This window comes from Candidatus Omnitrophota bacterium, from assembly GCA_028716165.1.
GTDB lineage: Bacteria > Omnitrophota > Gorgyraeia > JABMRG01 > JABMRG01 > JAQUQI01.
In genome coordinates, this window is sequence record JAQUQI010000008.1 from 17,075 (window position 1) to 39,082 (window position 22,008).

The 22,008-nt window shown below is 43.5% G+C and carries 22 protein-coding genes; all 22 read right to left on the minus strand.

Annotated features, from left to right (window positions below; genetic code table 11):
* The 22 genes from PHV77_04900 to PHV77_05005 all read right to left on the minus strand — a co-directional run bounded on the left by PHV77_04900 (position 1) and on the right by PHV77_05005 (position 21,922).
* Positions 1–1,578: a SpoIIE family protein phosphatase gene (locus PHV77_04900; protein ID MDD5504633.1), complete on the minus strand. Its 1,578-nt coding sequence runs from the start codon at positions 1,576–1,578 to the stop codon at positions 1–3.
* A gap of 187 nt (positions 1,579–1,765) precedes the next feature.
* Positions 1,766–3,586 (minus strand): diguanylate cyclase, encoded by a 1,821-nt coding sequence (locus PHV77_04905; protein MDD5504634.1) that lies wholly within the window; start codon positions 3,584–3,586, stop codon positions 1,766–1,768.
* Positions 3,555–4,040, minus strand: a complete 486-nt coding sequence (locus PHV77_04910) for a FecR domain-containing protein (GenBank protein ID MDD5504635.1) — start codon at positions 4,038–4,040, stop codon at positions 3,555–3,557. Before PHV77_04910 ends, PHV77_04905 begins: the two co-directional genes overlap by 32 nt.
* Entirely contained in the window at positions 4,033–5,190 is a 1,158-nt protein-coding gene (locus tag PHV77_04915; protein MDD5504636.1) for a hypothetical protein, read from the minus strand. Before PHV77_04915 ends, PHV77_04910 begins: the two co-directional genes overlap by 8 nt.
* Before the next feature lie 129 nt (positions 5,191–5,319).
* Positions 5,320–6,486, minus strand: a complete 1,167-nt coding sequence (locus PHV77_04920) for a methyltransferase domain-containing protein (GenBank protein ID MDD5504637.1) — start codon at positions 6,484–6,486, stop codon at positions 5,320–5,322.
* A gap of 155 nt (positions 6,487–6,641) precedes the next feature.
* Positions 6,642–7,265, minus strand: coding sequence for a DUF6515 family protein (locus PHV77_04925; GenBank protein ID MDD5504638.1), 624 nt, complete (start codon positions 7,263–7,265; stop codon positions 6,642–6,644).
* Between the two features lie 47 nt (positions 7,266–7,312).
* Positions 7,313–7,810 carry a hypothetical protein gene (locus tag PHV77_04930; protein ID MDD5504639.1) on the minus strand — a complete coding sequence of 166 codons (498 nt, stop codon included), beginning with the start codon at positions 7,808–7,810 and terminating at the stop codon, positions 7,313–7,315.
* Between the two features lie 14 nt (positions 7,811–7,824).
* Complete coding sequence (locus tag PHV77_04935; GenBank protein ID MDD5504640.1) at positions 7,825–8,268, minus strand: zf-HC2 domain-containing protein; 444 nt, start codon at positions 8,266–8,268, stop codon at positions 7,825–7,827.
* Positions 8,265–8,813, minus strand: coding sequence for a sigma-70 family RNA polymerase sigma factor (locus PHV77_04940; protein MDD5504641.1), 549 nt, complete (start codon positions 8,811–8,813; stop codon positions 8,265–8,267). Before PHV77_04940 ends, PHV77_04935 begins: the two co-directional genes overlap by 4 nt.
* A gap of 240 nt (positions 8,814–9,053) precedes the next feature.
* Entirely contained in the window at positions 9,054–10,505 is a 1,452-nt protein-coding gene (locus PHV77_04945; GenBank protein MDD5504642.1) for a potassium/proton antiporter, read from the minus strand.
* Between the two features lie 30 nt (positions 10,506–10,535).
* Complete coding sequence (locus tag PHV77_04950) at positions 10,536–11,777, minus strand: CNNM domain-containing protein (GenBank protein ID MDD5504643.1); 1,242 nt, start codon at positions 11,775–11,777, stop codon at positions 10,536–10,538.
* A gap of 54 nt (positions 11,778–11,831) precedes the next feature.
* On the minus strand, positions 11,832–12,476 hold the full coding sequence (locus tag PHV77_04955) for a peptidoglycan-binding protein (protein ID MDD5504644.1): 645 nt from the start codon (positions 12,474–12,476) through the stop codon (positions 11,832–11,834).
* 36 nt (positions 12,477–12,512) lie between these two features.
* Entirely contained in the window at positions 12,513–13,178 is a 666-nt protein-coding gene (locus PHV77_04960; GenBank protein ID MDD5504645.1) for a hypothetical protein, read from the minus strand.
* 445 nt (positions 13,179–13,623) lie between these two features.
* Positions 13,624–14,304: a phosphate signaling complex protein PhoU gene (gene phoU / locus PHV77_04965; protein MDD5504646.1), complete on the minus strand. Its 681-nt coding sequence runs from the start codon at positions 14,302–14,304 to the stop codon at positions 13,624–13,626.
* Between the two features lie 20 nt (positions 14,305–14,324).
* Complete coding sequence (gene pstB, locus PHV77_04970; protein ID MDD5504647.1) at positions 14,325–15,086, minus strand: phosphate ABC transporter ATP-binding protein PstB; 762 nt, start codon at positions 15,084–15,086, stop codon at positions 14,325–14,327.
* Positions 15,076–15,927, minus strand: coding sequence for a phosphate ABC transporter permease PstA (gene pstA / locus PHV77_04975; GenBank protein ID MDD5504648.1), 852 nt, complete (start codon positions 15,925–15,927; stop codon positions 15,076–15,078). Before pstA ends, pstB begins: the two co-directional genes overlap by 11 nt.
* Positions 15,924–16,814, minus strand: coding sequence for a phosphate ABC transporter permease subunit PstC (gene pstC / locus PHV77_04980; GenBank protein MDD5504649.1), 891 nt, complete (start codon positions 16,812–16,814; stop codon positions 15,924–15,926). The genes pstA and pstC overlap by 4 nt, the downstream gene beginning before the upstream one ends.
* A 95-nt stretch (positions 16,815–16,909) precedes the next feature.
* The gene (locus PHV77_04985; GenBank protein ID MDD5504650.1) at positions 16,910–17,728 is read right to left on the minus strand and encodes a phosphate ABC transporter substrate-binding protein; all 819 of its coding nucleotides are present in this window, start codon (positions 17,726–17,728) and stop codon (positions 16,910–16,912) included.
* A 74-nt stretch (positions 17,729–17,802) separates the two neighbouring features.
* On the minus strand, positions 17,803–19,080 hold the full coding sequence (locus PHV77_04990; protein ID MDD5504651.1) for a putative porin: 1,278 nt from the start codon (positions 19,078–19,080) through the stop codon (positions 17,803–17,805).
* Positions 19,081–19,141: 61 nt separating this feature from the next.
* Entirely contained in the window at positions 19,142–19,312 is a 171-nt protein-coding gene (locus PHV77_04995; protein ID MDD5504652.1) for a hypothetical protein, read from the minus strand.
* Positions 19,313–19,461: 149 nt separating this feature from the next.
* Complete coding sequence (locus PHV77_05000; GenBank protein MDD5504653.1) at positions 19,462–21,234, minus strand: ATP-binding protein; 1,773 nt, start codon at positions 21,232–21,234, stop codon at positions 19,462–19,464.
* Between the two features lie 4 nt (positions 21,235–21,238).
* Positions 21,239–21,922, minus strand: coding sequence for a response regulator transcription factor (locus PHV77_05005; protein ID MDD5504654.1), 684 nt, complete (start codon positions 21,920–21,922; stop codon positions 21,239–21,241).
* Between the last annotated feature and the right edge of the window lie 86 nt (positions 21,923–22,008).

The window sequence follows — 22,008 nt, forward strand, 5'->3', positions numbered from 1 at the left end:
TCACAGGATCTTAATCACGATCAATGTCATATCATCATGCTGCTGCTTACCCTGAGAAAACGTTTTAAGATCCTCTTTTATTTTATCTATGATCTCCGATGATGCCATTGAGGCATTATCCCGCAGGATCTTCATCAGTCTGATAGTGCCGTATTCCTCATCTTTTAGATTTCTCGTTTCGGTAACACCGTCGGTATATAATACAATCATATCCTGCCTGCAGACAGACCGCGTTTCGGTCCCTATTACTATGCCTGGCCTGATACCTATAGGCATTGCCTGCGCTTTCAACAGACTGGCTTCCAGGAGCGGCGCCGTCAGCACAATGGGCGGGTTATGCCCGGCGTTGGCATAGCTAAAAGTCATGCGCCTTGTGTCAAGAACGGCGTAAAACAATGTCTCAAACATAGTGCTTCTTGACAACTCTATCATGCGCAAATTGGCATGTTCAATCATCATATGCGGAGAGTCAAACAATGAGGCATTTGACCTTATTATGGCCCTTGATAAGGCCACAAAAAGGGCGGCTGGGACGCCCTTGCCGGAGACATCGGCTATCACTATTCCGACTCTGTTGTCATCTATCGGTATAAAATCATAAAAATCCCCCCCAACCGTCATCGCCGGAATGGTCATAGCGGATATATCGGCGCCTGGGATTTCCGGCATTGAATCCGGCAAAAAACTCTGTTGTATTTTTTTGGCTATATTCAATTCGCTCAACAATCTTTCTTTATCGGATGTGGTTTTTTGCAATTTTGCGATATGCTGTTTCAAATCAACCGACATTTTGTTGAAATAAACCGCCAAATCCGATAATTCGTCATTGCCTCTTACCTTTACTGAATATTCAAGGTCGCCGGCGGCAACCCTTTGGAATCCTTTCTTGAGCGCCGTTACTTTGCAGGACATCCCGCCTGATAAAAAATACGCAAATATCAAAGAAAGTATAATTCCAAACACAAGGCTTAATAAAAGATGCCTTTTAACCCCCGATTCTGCGCGATGTATATCCTCGGCCTTCATGTCAACTCCGAGAACGGCCACGCAGTTTCCGTCTTTGTCCCGAATCGGGGCATAACCTGAAAGGAACTGCCCCCAGTTATCGCTTGTAACCGACGTGTCTGCCGACGGACGGGTAAAACCTTTCAAGAGCTGGGGAAAATTTGACGCGTCATATTCGTCACCAGGCTGGGCAGTGTTTCCGGCATCTTCTGTGCCAATATCAACATCAAGGACAAACCTCAACACGCCTTGTTTAACTCTATCTTTTCTAAATATATAAATATATTTTATGGATGGGGCCTTTGATTGGACAAGGGACAGGGCCTCTTCTATATGCTTATACGCGGGGGTATGCGCGCCCGAAGCGTCAAGAGGTATTGACAGCAGTTCGTCGGCATCAACTCCGGATGAGGCTATTTGGGCTATCTCTATTAGATTATCCCTGATATTGTTAAGGGTAAAATCCGAAGCATAACGGCAGGCAAATAAACCTGATACAAAACATACAATAGCCACAACACCCGCAAAGGATATTATTAATTTTATCCTGAACCTGCCCAAAGGGCTGTGCATATTGTCCGCCGTTTGTTTTTTTAAGTTATTGCCTGATATTAGTTTTAAACAAAAAACATAAACCTATTTATCAGATTATAACAGCCATGCCAATATTTGGCAATAAATTTTCAAGATTGGTTTTATTAAAGAAAATTCCAAGATAGCCAAAAAAGAATTCGCATGAATCCGGGATACCGCGCGCCAATCACCCCTTGCAAACAGTATTCCTGCCCCGGGCCTTGGCCTGGTATAGGGCGGTATCAGCCTTTTGCACGAGTAATTGTTGATTTTTTTCGCGGTCCAATTCAGCGACTCCGAGGCTTATAGTTACCTTGCAGGAGCGTTTCATGTATCTGAATATTTTGTTTTCAACGGCCTTCCTGATGCGTTCGGCAAACCCCATCGCTTCTTTGGCCGTTGTCTGCGGAAGCATAATTATAAATTCTTCCCCTCCATAGCGAGCGCATATGTCAAGCGGCCTGCAGACGGATTTTATCGTCCTTGCGACACCCCTTAAAACCATATCTCCGAACAGGTGGCCGTATGTGTCGTTTATCTGCTTGAAATGGTCTATGTCGGCTACTATCAAAGACATCGCGCCTGTTTTATTTTTACGCGAGCGCCTGTCGGAAAATACCGATTTCATCAATGTGTTAAAATGCGATTTCTGATACAAGCCCGTCAGGGCGTCCGTTATCGCCATGTCAAAAAACCGCCTTTTTTCAACCATAATCCTGAATTCATTGTAAATCATTATTCCGGTATATGTAAATATCATGGCAAAAGCCGGGTAGGTTATATTGACTAATACCCCTGAATATAAAAAAACCATGATTGAGGCGGCGCAAAAACAACATAATAAAGCGGCGGCCGACAAAAGCCCTCTTACCAGATGATATAATGATAAAAGCAGTGTGGTAAAAAAAGCCATAAAAACAATAAGCAATACGGTCAGGGCATTGGGAACAAACCGGCAAAAATCAGACCTAAAAATATTATCCAGTATACATGCATTTACGCCCATTGCCGGATACAGCGGTTCAAGCGGCGTGGGTTTTATATCTATAAGCCCTGATACAGACATGCCTACAACGCATATCTTGCCGCTTAAGGAATCGGCGGGAACAATAGGGTGCTGGTTCTTGCACACCATGGAAAACGATTTTATTACATCAAAAAACGAAAAATGCCTGAAACTCTCTTTCCACCGGCCGGGCCAGTTTATCACCATCTGATAATTCGTATCTATAGGTATATCTATATTGCGCGCCCTAACGCCTTCTTTGCCGTTAACGGGAAGCCTTATATATTTTCCCTTCTTTACGATAATTTCTTTCTCGGAAACACCCAGCAGGTCGCAGGCAAGGCAAAAAGCTGACTGAAAATAACGTTTGCCATTATATTCAATGATAAGAGGCACCCTTCGCAAAATACCATCGGGGTCAGGCAGTATATTAATAAATCCCGTGCCCTTTGCAAGAAGGGCGAATTGAGGCATACTGGCATCTATGCCGTATATATCGTTATCGGTTATCGCCTTGCGGGAGTCCATAGCCTCAACCTTAAACGCGTACGGCAGATAGACATTGCCCGCATGGGCTAAAGACTCTGACATGACCGCGTCATAGGCATCATTCGTCGGTTCGCTGAATATTACATCATAGAATACCGCGCGAGCATTAAACTCTTTTAAAGCCGTTATCATGCCGGCATGCCAATTCCTGTCCCAGGGCCAGCGGCCCAGATGATCAATACTGTCCTGGGCTATATCAATAGAAACTATCTCTTGGCTTAAGGGTTGGGGGGGGATTAAGCGGAACCTGTAATCAAGCAGTATCAGTTCAACCTTGTCAAGGGAGCGCATCTGGAATAAAAATAATACGATAAGACAGCAGGCAAGGGTTATGGCGTACCTTCTTACGGAATAATCTCTAAAAAACCTGATCCCGCGCAATCTGATTTTTTTAAATAATCTTTTTCTGGCGAGCTTTTTCCTATTCTCCCGGCTTACCATGCTTGACCTCAAAACGCGTCCCCTTTACGCCGACCATTGATGTCGGGGTCCTTACCCTGAATTTTGACTGTTCCGGTAATTTATCAACTCTGATTAGTATATCACCAATTGCCAGGTCAAGCATTATATTTTCGCATGTATCTGCGTTACCCGCCATCAGGCTGGTAAACGTAAGATTGGAATTATCCCGCAATCTAATCTTAAAAGACGCCTTGCCTTTTCTGCTAAACTGCATATCCACAAATGAACCATCCCCTATTTTTATGACGTCTGCCTGCGACAGTATATACCCGTTTTCAGCCTTCACCCACGATCGCTGGCCTGATTTTTTAATATCCGCCTCGCCTGATATACCGGTTATCACTCCGTTATACAAAACAAAAGCGGGCTCATCCCATGCGCTTCCGGCAGAGGTAATGATAATTAATAAAAAGCACAGGCACAATATATAAACAGGCTTAAGCATTGGAAGCAACCTCCCGCAACATTCTGTTTAAGTCTTCTATCTGTTCATAATCAATGGCGGTAATCGCGGGTAATGCCAGCTGGCGAGCGGCAGTAACAGCCGCTTCTATATTATTGCTTAAAAAATTATTCAACAAATCATCAAGCGATCCGGCATCAACAGTACCCTTGAACAGGTCCTGAAATATGGCCTTAATTGAATCAACAACTTCCTGCTGACGGTCCAGCGGTATAGAACGGTCAACAGAAAGAACGCCTACGGCAAGGTCAATTAAAACATGCCACGGATACGCCATAACCTTTTTTTCGTTGGCGATAGCGCTCACAAGCATTAAGGCAGGGTTTAAAAATAACCCGTCATCTTCGCGATACGAAATGGTTATCTTATCTTCAGGCCTAAGGCCGTCTATTTTAGCGGTAAGCATATTATCCAATTCATGATATTTTACCGTGTCTAATCCCTTGAATTGCGCAAGCACATTCTCCAGCCTGACAGCATCATTAGACCTTGATACAAAACTGACATATAATTTCCCCGAGAATCTGCTGTCTCTTTTAAAAGATAACATTTTAAGCGCTATGATATCCAATACGCCTCTTGTGATAAATTCCGCGTCCTTACCTGCGCCTGGATCGGGAAACATGTCCACATTTATCTCTATTGCCTTATTGTGCGAGAATCCTTTAAACTTATCCGTTGCGCTTGAGGCTATCTCTCCTGAACGCTTAGATTGCGCGGACACCTCATCCAGCGGCCCGCCACGAAATTCAAACGGAATATTGTCACGGTCTCTATCCTCCAAAAAAGTAGGGGATTTGCCTACTTGCACTTTTGTCCCTGCCGGAATATCATCAATACGACCTGTGGAAAGATCTGTGGTCTTAACACGCCCTTCATGCACAATAACTGTGGTTACTCCAGCCTGACCCGATTCCTTTAGCCCGGTGGCAGGCTTTTCTTCTTCAAATAACGAATACGGATCTATGCCGCTATTGCTAAGAGAGGTTTCTCTTAAAAATAAATTGCAATATGTTTGGGTATAATGAGAAAGAATACTTGACGGTATTATGACAACACTGATAATGGAGGCCATAATATAAACCGCGCACAACACAATAAATTTATTATGCCCGTAAAAACTTTTCCTCATAATATCTCCCTAACTTGTTTACACACATCATTTTGAGAGCTTTTATTAAGTAAACCATAAGTCTTTCTTACTATAAGTATAATATATGTTTGGAAGTTTATCAAGGGGTAGGCTGTGTTTTAAGGTATTTTACAAATAATCTTCTCTTACAAGAAAGGCCGCTGATTCTATGTGTTTTGTCCGGGAAAACATATCAAAACAGGCAACACGCTCCAATCTCCAGGCTTTTGAGGCTGTTAAGGATTTTAAATCGCGGGCCAATGTTGCCGGGTGGCAAGATATATAATACAATGAATCCGTGTCTTTTAACCCGTTTAATAAAGAAACCATTTCCGGGCTAATGCCCGAACGCGGAGGGTCAACAAGAACGGCATTCCTCTTACCGTGGAATTTATCGTAAACTGCCTTTAGCTTATCTTGGGCATTGCCGCAGTAGAACTTGACATTATCAGCCGATAAATCTTTTTTGGATATAACAGCACAGTCTATCGCGAGAGGATCATTATCAATACCAATAACGGCTTTAAACAAACTCCTTAACATCAGGCCGAAAAAGCCGGTTCCGCAATAAACATCAAATAAAACCAACGGGTCATTTTTGCGCATCTGTCCGCCAAGCCAGTTCATTATATCTATTGCCGCCGCGCGGTTTACCTGTGAAAATGCCATTGGAGAAAATGTAAGCCGCGTGCCGAGAAAATCATCTTTAAAAAATCTATGGCCCGCTCTTTGGCTTATCCAAGTATTGCCGATATTATCACGCTTTATCGTGATGTCTTTTTTACGGTCCGCGGGGGATAGTTTCAAAATGGCGTCGTTAATCTCATCGCATGCGATAGGACACAGGGTGATAGCCACTATACTGCTGTTATCTTTGGAAAAAAACCCGTACCCGTCATCCGAGCTGTGGACTGTTACAGAGCTTCGGTAATTATATCCCGGCGGATAGGAAACAATATCCTCCAAAACATAACCTTGACAGCACCCTATCCTGTCTAATATCTGTTTTACCTGCTCACCCTTATAAAAAACTTCTCTTTCATAGGCCAGGTGCTGGTATTGACAGCCTCCGCATTTTTCATAATACGGGCAAACAGGCATTACGCGTTCGGGTGAAGGTTTGATTATGTCGGCGACCTGTCCTGTGATAAAACGCCCTTTGTCAGCAAGCCTTTTAAATAAAACATGTTCGCCCGGGAGCGCGCCCTCTATGAAGCAGACCTTGCCGTCTATCCTGCCGACACCGGCACCGCCATAAGAAACTCCGTCAATATCAATCTCTTGCAGTTTTTCCATATAAAAATAACTCCTATCTCCTTTTGAGCGCTGTAAAATGCTTACCGGGTATTAATATTTGTAAATCAATATAACATGAAAATTCCGGCGAAACTTTGATTTTATCGCCTGTCGGTAGAATATGGTTTAAAAACAAAAACCCTCTGCGAAAAGAACTATTTACCATACATGAGTTTAAGTTGTTCAACGGACGGAAAAACCGGATACCATTCCCCTTGAGGCCCTGTAAAACCATCCTTATATTTTTTTAACACAATGGCAGTATAGGTGGCATCTGAATTTATGATATTTATCGTATACGCGTCCTGCCGCAGGCAGGCTTCAGCCCCCAAACCATGCTCGGTTTCATACGAGACGACATAAGGTATAGTAACTTCATATACAGGCTTTTCCACTACAATATAGCCCTTCTTTGCGGCAGTATAATACGTGTTGTTGTAATAGTAATATCTGGTATTATTAACAAAAACGGTTTTGCATCCGGCGGGCAACTTTTCAATCACCATGCCGACCGGGGCCTGGACAATTATGTATCCGTAAGGCATTTCTTCATAAAAATATCCCCGGTCACAATATAATCTCCTGCCGGCATAAATTATGGCTTCGGCAATCATGCCAGATAATGCCGCGGGCCTGCCCCAATAAGGATGCCGGTCATGGCGTAGCGGCCGGTAATGAATAGGGCCTTTTGCCGCCAAAGCCTGTGACGAACCGGTGAACGCGATTATGAGAATAAGAACAGCGATTACGACAATTTTTATTGCTCGCTTATCTTCCATTTTTCCTCCTTATATCAGGTAAAAAATCTAATTTATTACCATTACCCTTATCCCCCGATACCTGTTTCGGACACATCCTTGGCCGGTTCTTGATCTTTGTCCCGGCAGGGGACAAAACAGCGCCTGCGGTCAAATTCCTTTAATAATTTCCTGAACTCGGCCTGTTGTTGACTGGTAAGAATATCCATTATTTCTTTATCGGATCCATCTTTTACCACCAGTATGGAACTGCGCACATCTCGGCTTATCGCATCTATCTGCCGGCGCGTCTTATCCAGTATAACCTTTACCCTGATCTGCTGATCGCGGTCAAGCCCAAGCCTTGTTGTCAACATAGCAAAAAGCCGGTCTTCGCGCTTGTCCGGCGCCTGTGGCATCTTATCCTGATATTGCCACATAAAACGCCGGGCCTTTTCTGAAAAGCCGGCTTTTTGAGGGAAATGACCGCCCAAATCCAGCCTTGAGGTTATGCCGGCGCCTACTAATACGCCTGCTAGCGCGCATAATACTCCGAATACCGATACATACACAATGTCCTTATTCATATACACCTCCTTGTTTAATCACCAGCGTCCAAAATAAGTTCTAAAACCGACTCTGTTGTCGCGGGAACGCCCTTTAAAATATTTTCATATAGTAAATAATCGTCTGACCGGAAATAAAATGAAGACAATAGCAGTAAAACGGCCGAAAAAAGAAAAGCGGCCGCGGGTACAGGCATAAGCCGGCGGGCAATATACCCTATGTTTGATATTGAGAATCCAGCTCCGGCAGATTGCCTATCCCGCAATTTATCACGTAATAATTCAAATATATAACCCGGCGGGAGACTTTTCTTCTGCGCCTTTGATATAAAATCTTTCGCGGATAAAAGCCTTTTTAATTCATGGCGGCAATCAAGACAGGTCTCTATGTGGCTGTTTACAAAAGCAACGTCTGAAGAATCGGCTTCTTCATCAATGAATCGGGACAAAAGTCTTTTCACGCGCGCGCAATCTTTCATACAGCCTCACCTCCTAATCTGCCTAATACCTTTTTAAGGCACTGCCTTGCCCTGTATATCCTGGATTCCACTGTGCCTATACTGCAGCACAATATCCTTGATATGTCTTTATAGCTTAGGCCCTCAATATCCTTGAGCACCAATGCGGCCCTGAATTTGACCGGGACATCCTCCAAAGCCTTGCTGACTATTAATCCTTCCTCCTTTAAAGACAAGGCCTTCCTCGGATCGGCCTGCCCTGATACGCTTTCCTTAATTGAATTCTCATCCTGAATAGCGTTTCGTCTTTTCCTTAAGAAATCATAGGTAAGATTAACAATTATACGGTAAAACCACGTTGAAAAACTACTGTTCCTATTAAACCCTTTTAGATTGTGATACACCCTTAAAAAAGCCTCCTGCATAATGTCTTCGCTTTCTCCATCGCGGCCAATAAGCGAATAAATAATATTTAATGCTCTATCCTGGTATTTTCGCACAAGCATCTCAAACCCAGTAATATCGCCTGATAAAAAACGATCTATATAGAGGCTGTCTTCTTTCATGTCGTCTCTCGGGTATTAGACGTTATAATTGCGCATTTATTCCCAAAAATTTTTGTCCGATATTATTGCGAGCGGGGTTTTAATCCCGGCATTTTTGACAATATAAAAGATAAGGTGTTTTAGGCAAGGCTTGCGATAATTGCCAATAACCAAGCTCTACGCGGAAATAAACTCATAAAACACACCGGCCAGCCAATTAGACAAAGAACCGGCTTTTTGACCTCGGGAAACCTTACGGTGTTAAGACAACATATCGTTTAACAATGCCAAATCGCGCTTATTGGCAAGCGCTAAAATAACGTCTCCCCCCTCAAGTACCGTAGACCCCTTTGGTATGATAAATTTACCGTCACGGGAGACAAGCATGACCAGCAGGTCATTTGGAATGCTCAAATCGCCTATCTTTTTTCCCACAGCGCCTGAACCATAAGGAACTATTACGTCGGCAAGATCGGCATCAATTGAATCTGTTTTTTCAAATTCTATAGGGTAATTTATTTTTTTATACGCAGGTTCACACAATTGCAATGCCCTTGATACGAAAGGCACGGATGTGCCCTGTATAAGCACTGAAGCAAAGACCACAAAAAATACAACATTAAAAATGGTGTCAGCCCTGCCGATACCGGAAACAAAAGGCATCGTAGCCAATATAATCGGCACAGAACCTCTTAATCCGACCCATGATACCATAATCTTTTCTCTCAAACTCATTTTAAAAGGCCATAAACATAAAAACACGCTTACAGGCCGCGCGATGACCATCAAGAGCAGTGTAAGCAATAGACCGGAACCTATCAGCGGCACAATATGCGAGGGATAAACGAGCAGGCCCAGCATGACAAACATTACGATTTGCATAAGCCATGCCAACCCATCGTGGAATTTCATCATCATCTTTTTATTTGGGAACTCCGACTTAGACAGCATCAGGCCGAGTATATATACCGCGAGAAAACCGCTGCCTTTTAAAAATATCGTAACCGAATACGTTAAAAGAACCAATGACACCAGGATAACCGGGTAAAGACCTTCATATCCCAGCTTTAAACGTTTGATGAGATAGATAATAAATTTTGACACAAAGATACCGCTCAATGCCCCGACACCCATATTTAATACAAATCTTGGGATAAAAATATAAGGGCTCATATCTTTGGCGGTTAATAGGCTGATAAAACATACCGTCAAAAATATGGCCATAGGGTCATTGCTGCCCGATTCAAATTCAAGTAAAGGCTTTAAGGGTTCTTTAAGCCTTATGCGTTTTGACCTAAGGACGCCAAACACGGCCGCGGCATCGGTTGATGATACGATAGAACCAATAAGCATGGCCTCAAGGAAAGAAAACTTCAGTATGCGCATGGCAAACAAACCCGTAAGCAAGGCGGTGATTAAAACCCCGGCCGTTGACAACACCATACCGGGCTTGATTATAGGCTTGATATCCGACCATTTGGTGTCAAATCCTCCCGCAAAAATTATGAAAACAAGCGCGACAAGACCGGCGGACTCGGCTATGCGGGCATTGCCAAAACCAACCCCGCCCACTCCTTCCGAACCCGCAAGCATGCCTACGCCTAAAAATAGCAACAATACGGGTATGGAAAATTTGTCGGAGAGCTTGCTTGAGACAACGCTCACAAATATCAACGCGGCAACCCATAATAAAACAGTATTAATGGACATCATTTTAAAAATTATCCTTACCGGACAGACAGCCTATTCGGCTTGCTTTGCGCCTGTCTCAACAATAACCTCATGTACTCTTGACCTGCAAATTTTCCTGGTGATAAACGTGCTGTCTTTATACTTTAATCTGTCCTCAACCTTAGGCATACTGCCAAAAAGCTCCAAGAGCCACTCGTTTACCGTAATATCCATATCCGGGACATCCAAACCAGTTGACTCTTTAAGCATTCGTAATTTCAAGCCTCCTCCGGCCAAAAACCTGTTACCCGCTATCTGGTAAAAATACGCGGGCAGGACATCGTATTCATCCTGCATATCACCCATTATCAGTTCCATAACATCTTCCAGAGTGACGAGGCCGGCTACTTCATTCTTACGATTTCTGACTATTGCTATGTGCTGGTAACCCTTTATCAGCCTGTTAAGCAAAACGGATATCGGTTCGTCATCGCCTATTTCCATAACAGGCCTGACGATGCTTTTTATTGAAGGGTCTTTCGGATTAAATTGCAAAGCGCTGACAATATCCTTAAAATTTATATAGCCTATCACATTGTTGATATCATTGCCGTTGATAAGAGGTAAGCGCGTATGGTGGTGCACATGGGCCTCAATAAGCGCCTGCGTCAATGTCATATCGGTTGACAAATACTTGATCTCTTCTTTAGAAATCACAACGTCTTTTACCTTCATGCCCGATAACCTTAAAGTCTGCGACAATATTCTTTCCTGGTCCTTGCTTATCATGTTATTAAAAGCGGCAAACCTGGCAAGCACGGAAATATCTTCCGTTGCGTTCATCCGGGCACCTTTGACAGCCGGTGATTCAAAAGGTCGGTTTAACCATTGGACCATCCGGACAAGCGGAGTAAACGCATATATCAAATATCTTAAAGGCAGGGCAGTCATCACGGCTATCTTTGTATTGTATCTGACCCCCAGGGTCTTGGGCAGTATTTCCGACCACTGTATCATGGCGAATGAAAATACAAGCGAATACAGCATGATCCATTTGGGCCCGAAAAGCTGGCTGAATTTGGCGCCAAATAAAGACGCTCCTATTGTGTGGGACAGGGTATTAATAATAAGTATAACAGCTATGGGCCCCTGGACCTTTTCTTTAAACCCTTTCCATATTTTCGCCGCCATTGGCTTCTTATCGGATATTCTGGCAATATCGGCAAGGGACAAACTCAACAGGCAGGCTTCAACCACCGAGCACACAAATGATATGCCGATAGCAAGCCCGATAATAACAAAAAAACTCAACATAGTGTTCCGCCTTTACAGTCCATAATGCGGTAAAAAAATAATAGCGCTAACCGGTCAATTTAGGTATTTTTCCAGCTCCGCCATAGTTTTATCGCCTGCTATACCGTCAACCTTTAAGCCTTTGGAATTCTGAAACAGTCTGATCGCCGCCTTGCTCTGCGGACCTATCTTGCCGTCAATATTGCCTTCATAGAAACCCGCTTTTCTCAAGGCGATCTGTATCTGCTTGTTTCTGTTTCCGTAAACCACCGGTTTATCAGTTTTGGTCTCTGCCTCCGTCGTAACGGCCAATTCCTCTTTTTTTTCGTTTTCCGGCAAGGTCCCTGACGCCGCGGCAGCGGTATCCGTGATAATCTGGGAGCGCAGTTTTTCTTGTTCTATCTCCAAAGCGCGCCAAGTGCCCAGATCCACGATGCCGTTAGGGCAAAGCCCGTGCTTGGACTGGAACCTTTTTACCGCTTTGCGTGTTTGCGCGTCTAAAATACCGTTTTCAGAACCAGGGTCAAGATTTGCCCCTCTTAAAAGAAATTGGATATTCTCCACAAAAATATTATATTTGTCAACAGCACCTATAACCTGTTCTTCTTCTATCAAAGCCTTCCTTTGAGCAGACAAACCGTTTATACGGTAAAAAACAAATACGCATAACAAAAACACAACAAAACCTGCCAAAACATACACAGACACCTTGCCGCGCATTTTCCTCTCCTTGCCGCTTATTATGCGGCATGTTAATCAACTAGTCCTACGTGCTGATGACGGTTTGTCCGCGTCAATACGCAGCCCACCGTCATGTTCTATTTTGATTGTGTAGACCATGCCCGGGACAAATCTTGTCCCAGGGGCCTCAATTTGAGCGTTTTTAATGCCCATGGCTTGAGATTTGGCCGGATCAAGAGCGTATTCCCAAAATCTCTTCCACACCTTTTCCTGAAAACCCCGGGACAGGCCTTCAATCCTATAACCGGAAGGGATATCATTAACTCCGGTAATGTTAAATACCTCGGCACCGGTATCTGTAAGAGTAAACACTTTCATAAAAAGATAGATGCTCTTTCCTCTAAGCGGGTCTGCTTTTTTAACATAAGAATCGCTAAATCTTACTACAAGCGATTGAAATTGTATCAGGTCATTTGAAAATGTAAAGTATTTTGGGTCAAGGGGTTTTAGGTTTGTGTCGTATTCTACAAACCGTATGGTAACGCGAGGTTTTGACAAGCCGGTAACGGTTTTGACGTCGCAAACTGTTACTTCAGCGACCCGCGAATCCGCCGTCAGGCGTTGGGTAAACACCTTGAAAAAACGAGCTTCGTTTTGGGTGTATATCCATTGCGCCAAAAATATTGCCGCAACAGCAATAATTATCAATACGAAAAATTTTGGTACAACATGATATTTCATGAAACATTAACCGGTATTAATCTTTTTAGATATTTTTGCCAAAAAACGGCTTTTACGAAAAAATTAAAAATAGTTGCTACTTACGAAGATCAAAAACAACAGGCGTTCTGGTTTTGGGTATCTCAAGGCTCTGCGTAAACACGGCATACCAGCTAATATTTATTATATAACACGCGGGCTAAATAGCAAGAAATATCGGCGGAGATATCCAGCGGGTATTAAGCGGCTGCCAAGGCAAGATGTAAACTCGTAATAAATCTAAGCGCGATACCCAAACATCGGGATCTTTATAAAATCCGGATACCGGCTCCGGGGGTAGCAAAACAGCGGCAAATCCCCCCCATTACCGGTACAATTTCTATTGTTACGATTTTGACGGCAAAAATCGTTTTTATATAAAAATGTCTTGACCGGCAACCGCTATGTTTTTGTCATGGCTTACCGGCTATTGCTGACCGTTTTTTAAAGCCATGGGATTGTGCTTTACCGTTTTCGCCTTTACCATATATATTACATCTTCGGCTATATACGTCGCGTGATCACATATCCTTTCAAGGTGACGGGATATAAGAATAAGAGGTATCGCGCGAGGGGCGCACAAAGCGTCCTTTGTTATGTAATCATCAATTATTTCGCGGTATATAACGTTTCTTATGGTATCGGCTTCGGGGTCAAGCAGGATCACGCTTTTGGCAAGCTGTTCATTCCTCTGTACAAAAGCGTCTATTGCCTCTCTTACCATTTTCCGTGCTATATCAGAAAGCCTCGGAATATCAACAAGAGGCTTAAGCGGCGGCTTGTCGTATATCTCCAATACCCTTTGGCATATATTGACCGCGAGATCCGCGATACGTTCAAGTTCGGCGTTTATCTTCATACCTGTCGTGATAAAACGCAAGTCAGAGGCCATGGGCTGACGCAGGGCAAGCAAAGCTATGGACCTTTCTTCAATAATAAGCTCCAATTTGTCTATCTGCTTATCGCTGCTAATCACCGCCTTCGCCGTATCTTCGCTCTGGGCCTTGAGCGCCTGTATTGATTTGAAAATAGCCTCTTCGGTCAAAGCGGCCATTTTCAGCAATTCATTATTAAGTATTTTAAGTTCGTCGTCAAAATGTTTTGACATTTTTATTACCCTCTCTTTGCCTACCCAAACCTGCCTGTTATATAATCTTCCGTAAGTTTGTTGGACGGTTTTGTAAACAATATTTTTGTCATGTCACATTCTATTAACCTGCCCAGATAAAAAAACGCTGTAAAATCGGAAACGCGCGCGGCCTGCTGCATATTATGCGTCACTATTATAATAGTATAGTTTTCCTTTAATTCAAGGATAAGTTCTTCTATCTTTGACGTTGAAATGGGGTCAAGGCTGGCACAAGGTTCGTCAAACAATATAACACGCGGCTCAACAACCATGCATCTGGCAATACACAGCCTCTGCTGCTGGCCGCCGGACAGGCTTAAAGCGCTGTCTTTGAGTCTGTCTTTGACCTCTTCCCAAAGCGCCGCCTTTTTTAACGCGAGCTCAACCTTTGATTCAATATAATCCCTGTCCCGGATACCGTTTATTTTCAGTCCGTAACTTATATTATCAAAAATACTTTTTGGAAAAGGGTTGGGCTTTTGGAATACCATGCCGACCATACGCCTTATATCCACCACATCTATCCCCGGGCCGTAGATATCTTTTCCGTCTATCGTTATGCTACCTTTAAAAGTGCCGTTAGGCATCAAATCATTCATCCTATTTATCAGACGGATAAATGTTGATTTACCGCAGCCCGAAGGTCCGATAATAGATGTTACGCGGTTATGCGGCGCCCGCATGCTTATATCCTTCAAGGCGTGTGATTTGCCATAAAAAAAATTCACGCCCTCAAATCTAATACCATTATCATGAAACATAAACACCTCTCTGCCTTTGTCTGATAATTATAGCTACTGCCGATATCGCCAGAACAAAGATCAAAAGTATGAAGGCGCACCCATAAGCTATCCTTGCCTGCTCAACGGGGTTTGTCCCTTCTGTCATGAGCGCGTATATGTGGTAGGGCAGGGCCATAACCTCTGAAAAAATACTCCTGGGATACAAACGTGTATAAAAAGTTGCGGCAGTAAAAAGGATAGGTGCCGTCTCACCGGCAGCCCTGCCTACGCTTAGTATCACTCCTGTCAGCATACCAGGTAAGGCCGTGGGAATAATAATCTTCTTAACGGTCTGCCAATGCGACGCCCCAAGGGCAAGGGACGCTTCCCTTAAAGACTGGGGTACCGCGAATAACGATTCCTGGGCCGTTGAGATAATTCCCGGAAGTATCATCATGGCCAATGTCAGGCTGCCGGAAAGTATTGAAACGCCGAAACCAAAAAACTTGACAAATACGGCCAGGCCAAAGAGCCCAAACACCACGGACGGCACCCCGGCAAGATTATTGATGCTTGCCCTTATAATATTGACCGTAACATTTTTCGGGCTATATTCGCAAAGATACACGGCGCAGGCAATACCAAGCGGGAAAGCAAATAAGACTGCCCCGGAAGTAAGATAGACAGTACCTATAATCGCGGGGGCAATGCCGCCTTTTGTCATACCGTCTCTCGGAAGTTGAGTAAGGAACTCCCAAGATATAGCGCCGCAGCCTCTTATTGAAATAAAGTAAACAACGCTTCCAAGGAAAAAAATCGTAACAAGTATTGAAGCCATCAGAAAGGCGAATCCCAGTTTTTGGCTTATCTTCTTGTTCATCTGCCAAGCCCCAATCTAATCCTGAACCTTCTGCTGATTATCTCGGCAGCCGTATTAAAAACAAGTGTCATCAAAAACAATATGATACCAATAGCAAACAACGCGTGATAATGTCCGCTGCCTATTACTGCCTCACCCATTTCAGCGGCAATAGTTGACGTCATGGGCCTTACAGGCTGAAAAAACGTCATTGGAATAACAGCGGCGCCGCCTGTTACCATAAGAACTGTCATGGTTTCGCCCGCGGCCCTGCTTATTCCCAATATAACGGCTGTTGATATGCCTGACCCCGCCGCCGGAATAATAACCCTTATAAGCGTCTGCCACCTATTAGCCCCCAGGGCAAAGGACGCTTCTCTAAAACTTCTCGGTACATAATTTAAAGCATCTTCGGCTATACTGCAAACCGTGGGCGTAGCCATAATCCCCAAAACCAGGCTCCCGGTAAAGGCGCATAAACCTACCGGCAGATTAAAGACATTTTGCAGAAAAGGCGCCACAATCGTCATACCAAAAAAACCATACACGATTGAAGGTATGCCTGCTAACAGCTCTATTGCCGGTTTGAGCGCCGATTTTTGCGCGGGCGTAGCAAGTTCATATATGTAAAGAGCGCTGCCTATGCCTAAAGGTACGCATATAAAAAGCGCGCCGACAGTGACCCATACAGAGGCAAGAATAAGCGGCAATATTCCAAAATCAGGGGGCTCATACGTAGGATACCAGTATTTTCCAAAAACAAAATCAACGGCAGAAACGTGCCGGAATACGGGCAGGCCTTCCTTAAAAAGGACCACGGTAATACCAACTAAAAATAATAATGATGCGTACGCAAGCGCCGCGAATACCGTTTTATATATGCCTTCCTTTAATTGTCTGAATTTCATCGTTTATCGCCGTCTGATGGTTAAGACACGCAAGCGGATATCCGAAATAACATTTCCGGCATTCCGCAAATTATATATATGGAAAAAACAGGTTTTCATTTATCCAGCCGCACAAAGCCGAGTCCTTCAATTATAGATTGGCCTTCGTCGCTCAAAACGAAATCAATATACTCTTTTACGGGTCCTTTCGGCTTGCCGTTTGTATACATAAAAAGCGGTCTTGATATCGGATATTTCTCGGTTAACACATTTTTTTTGCTACATTCTACGCCGTTCACCTTCAATGCCTTTACTTTATCTGATATATAACCAAGCCCGACATAACCTATAGCGCCCGGGGTCGTTGAAACAGTCTGCATCACTGCCTGATTAGATGCTTGTAACAAGGAATCCGGCCTTGTCCTGGCGCCTGCCAGCACCTTAGAAGAAAACGCCTCGTATGTCCCGCTTGAACTGTCGCGAGATACGACAATAATCTTTCCTCCGGCAACGCCCACGGACTGCCAGTTAGACAATTTCCCCGTATATATATCTTTTATTTGATCCGTGGTAATATCGTTTATAGCGTTGGAAGCATTGGTTATAACGGCAATCCCGTCCATCGCTATCACATGCACAACCGGTTCTATGCTTCTGGCAACCGCCTTTTCTATCTCGCCTGTCTTTATCGGCCTTGAAGACTGCCCGATATCGGCAGTGCCGTCTATAATACTGGCTATGCCGACGCTTGAGCCGCCGCCCTGGACAGATATATTAATATCCGGGTTTTTTTGCATGAATGTCTCGGATGTTTTTTGCGATATCGGAAAAACAGTTGTAGACCCTTTCATTGTGATATTGCTGCCGGAAGCATAAACATCAGCCTTCAGGAATGCGCAGGCTGTCAATGCGATTGCCACAATTATCTTATTCATATATTCCCTCCTGTAATATTTTTTACCATCCTGATGTAACAATTGTGTGACAAAAATGAAAACTCTTTAACTGCCTAAAATTTAAACACCAAATCGGCCTGAAATAAGTTTTCTTTACGTTTACCGCCTGATAACCTTTCAGAGTGAAAATATCCCGCTGTAAAATTTACGTTCTTCATCAACCCGTAATGGAATTTTATTTCATGCCCTTTTACATCGGTAGCGCCTCCATAAAAATCCGAATCGGGGAAAATATCAAGCCAGGCATCTTTCTGCAATTTTCTAAAATTATAGACCCCTTGCCATTGCCCCGGTTCCTTTACCCCCGCATGCCCGATCTTCGCTCCTATCAACCAACCGTGGCGGTCATTTGACGGATCGGAATTATATATAAAATCTCCAAAAATACCCATATAAGCAAGATTCTCAAAAAAACCATTGTAGTCAAATGGTTTTTTAAAGCCTAATTCAGCGCTCGCGCCGATTGAATCATACTTATATACATATCTACCACCGGTATCCGTGGTGTTTGTAGCAGGATTTGAGCGGTTCTCTCCTGCTTTTCCTTTTAGACCGTTAAAACCATAATAATTAAACGCCCCTTTGATGTCCAACTTCTCGGTAAGGCCCCACCTAAAACCAGGCTGCACAGCCCACATAACAGGGTCCGCATTATACCCTGATGATTCGTCAAGCACAAAAAACCCGGTATTAAGAAATGTGCTGAATTCAGGCCTTATGTCCCACGCCAAATCCATACTTATCCCATTAGGAAATATATCGCTGTCCCACAGCAAACCCGACGGTCTCCATAACGGGTTCTGAATTTTGCCTGCGGAAAACACCGTTTGGTTGAACGGAACATATAAGACATAAGCATATTCAAGTCTGATATCCGGTGTTTCAAAAAAATTATCAAGGGTCTGATTTGTAGAGCGCGGATCGGTCCCGCCGGTTGCAAGACCGGAAGCCACATTGACTTTGTCATTTACTTTCGCGTCCATGCCTATCCTGGCACGTATCCTGAACCGGTTCCTGTCATTGGCTTTTGCAGATGTTCCTGTTTCCTGTTTTTGCCACTGATACCTGGTCCTCAAATCCCCTTTAACTTTTATATTCTGTACCCACTTCGGCACAGACTCCGATTCGCCTTTGGCAAGTTGTAGTTTTGCTTCCTGCTTTGTTTCGTTCAATACTTGCTGCGCTTCGCCGGCAGTCAATACCCCTTTTTCAACAAGCCTGCTCACAAGTATATCTATCTCTGACGCGTAGGCCAAAATACCTGCTGAAAAATGCGCCAGGCACACCGATATTATCACAATTAATACGTACGCTAACCTATTTTTCTTCATCTTCTGATCACTCCTTTCTCTTTAATGCCTCTTTTAGTTTTACCATAAATTCCGCCCATTTTTATTTTACGCCAACAGGTCTAAAACCAAACCGAAGGCAAGGCCATTTCTCAACCCCCTTTCCGGTAATAATCTTTATCATTCCATCAGATATTTTTTTACATATCGCGGAATATGCGTACCCCATACCGACCGATAAAAATACTATTCCCGCAATTGATAATGCATCCATCGCCCCATCCTTCTTTCGCTTGTATTTTATGATTGAGTTGTGACTGCGGTATTGCGGGTGTGTAAAATTTTTGTGAACACAAAAAAATACGCCCCGCTTTAGTCTTGCGGGACGTGCTATTTTTAAAAAGCCGTGGTGCTAATCCGGTATTATTTTATCGGAAGCGTGAAACTAAAAACAGAACCTTTGCCGGGCGCGCTTTTAACCCAAACCTCTCCGGAATGGGACTGCACTATATGTTTAACTATCGCAAGCCCCAAACCAGTGCCTCCCAATTCCCTTGAACGAGCTTTATCAACACGGTAAAACCGCTCAAATATTCTTGATAAATGTTCTGCCGGAATACCAATACCAGTATCAGAAACATCAACCCTGATAAAGCCTTTTTCCTCCAAAACCCTTATTGTTATCGTACCGCCGGGCCGGGTATATTTAACCGCGTTTTCAATTAAATTAAATAATACCTGCGCGATTTTATTCCTATCGCAAAAGATCGTTTTCGCGGAATCTGCGATATGAATATCAAGATTGATATTTTTCCCGTTAACAGACTTTGCCAGTTTAGGCACCACCGTTTCTATGATTTCAGTTAAATCATTATATTTCAGTTCCAATGTCAGCTTACCTGATTCCATCTTTGCCAAATCCAAAAGGTCATTGATAAGCGATGATAGGCGTTGGGCATCGGAATGTATTATGCCCAGAAAATCTTTGGCATGCTCTTTATCATCTATGGCTCCGCGTAGAAGCGTTTCCGCGTAACCTTGTATATTTGAAACGGGCGTCCGCAGTTCATGAGATACGTTAGCGACAAAATCCTTTCTTATTGATTCAAGCCGCTTTAGATCGGTTATATCGTGAAAAACAAGCACCACCGCTTCATTTCTACCCTCCCTTATAACTGGCGCGGCATGCACTATAAGATTTTTTTCAACGGGCGCTAAAACCAATATCTCCTTTGTCAGAACACCTGAAGCATGTTTTAATACCGCGTCAACGATATCCTGAATATCGGCATTTCTTATGATTTCAATTGTGGCCTTTCCCGATAAATCGCGATCAACCTGCAGTAATTCTTTTAACGCTCTATTAATAAGAACAATATTGGCCGAGTTGTCTATTACCATAACACCTTCAAACATACTAAGAAGAACCGCCTCAAGGCGCGCTTTGTTGGCATTTACCTCCTCTATTTTTGATTTGATCTCATCCGACATAAAACGTATGGCTTCGGCCAAGGCCCCAACCTCATCATCCGAAGTGACGGACGGCCGTTTTGAAAAATCACCAAGGGCAATGTTTTTGGCTGTCAGCGATATTTCTCTCAAGGGCCTGGCAATACATGTAGACACGATAAAAAACAAAATCATAGAAATCACGAAAGCTATGATAAGAGCCAGGGCAAGAGCATTTTTAAGACGATTGGATATTACTCTTATATCGGATAAAGGAACGGCAAGCCTGATAATGCCGCAAGGCTTGTTGGCGCCAAATATTTTCGCCATATATAATATATCGGATTCCAGCGTGGAGCTAAATCTTTCGGCCCGTCCAATACCCTTGGACAATGCCTCTATTATCTCCGGCCTGTCAAGATGATTATCAATACTCTGCAATTGCCGGATATCAAGACCGCTGTCTCCAAAAACCTTTCCATCCAGAGCAATAACAGTCACCCTGACACCCAGCTCCTTTCCTATAACATCAGCGGCGATATCCATGGAATACGAATTGCAGAACGCTCTTTCGGTTTTCTCAAGCAGCAAAGCGGACAAGCGTAATTGCCGCGAAAGGTTTTCCCGTATGCGCTGATATACGTAATCCGTTAGGATGTAATTAAAATAAAAAAACACGGCCAAAAATACCACTGCCGCGGCGGAAATAAAAACAAAAGCTATCTTATGCGTTATCCCTATTCTCAAGGCCTTAATCTTCCCGGAATCTGTAACCGACCCCTCTTATTGTATCTATCTGCCTGCCTGCTTTGCCTAAACGCTGCCTCAACCTTTTGATATGGGTGTCAACCGTGCGCGTGGTGACATCGGCCGCAATACCCCACACATCCTCTAACAAAACATCTCTTGACTGCACACGCCCCTTTCTTTCTATAAGAACGGATAATAATTTAAATTCCATAAGCGCAAGCTCTATCTGTTTATCATCATAAGTTACCTGATGACGCGGAATATCAATTTTTAACCCGCCGGCTGAAAGTATATCGCGATAACTTTCTTTGGGCATATTACGCCTCATTATGGCCTTTATCCGCAAAATCAACTCTCTGGGGCTGAAAGGCTTGACTACATAATCATCGGCCCCAAGCTCAAAGCCGACTATTTTGTCAACCTCTTCGCCCTTGGCGGTAAGCATAATAACGGGTATATGAGAATAACTGTCATCTTTTTTTATCCTCTTACAAACCTCAAATCCATCTATGGTGGGGAGCATTATATCAAGAACTATCAGGTCTATAGACTGGGCGTCTAAAATATCAAAAGCCCCTTCTCCCGTAATAGTGGTAAAACACGTAAAACCCGCTTTTTCCAGGTTATACCTTAAAAGCTTGAGTATATTTTTGTCATCTTCAACAATCATTATATTTGGGGCCATCTCACCTCCCGTGTCATGATTATTTATATAATACCGCTTACAAGCATCTAAATCAATTTTATTTTATACGGCGAATGTGAAGAATA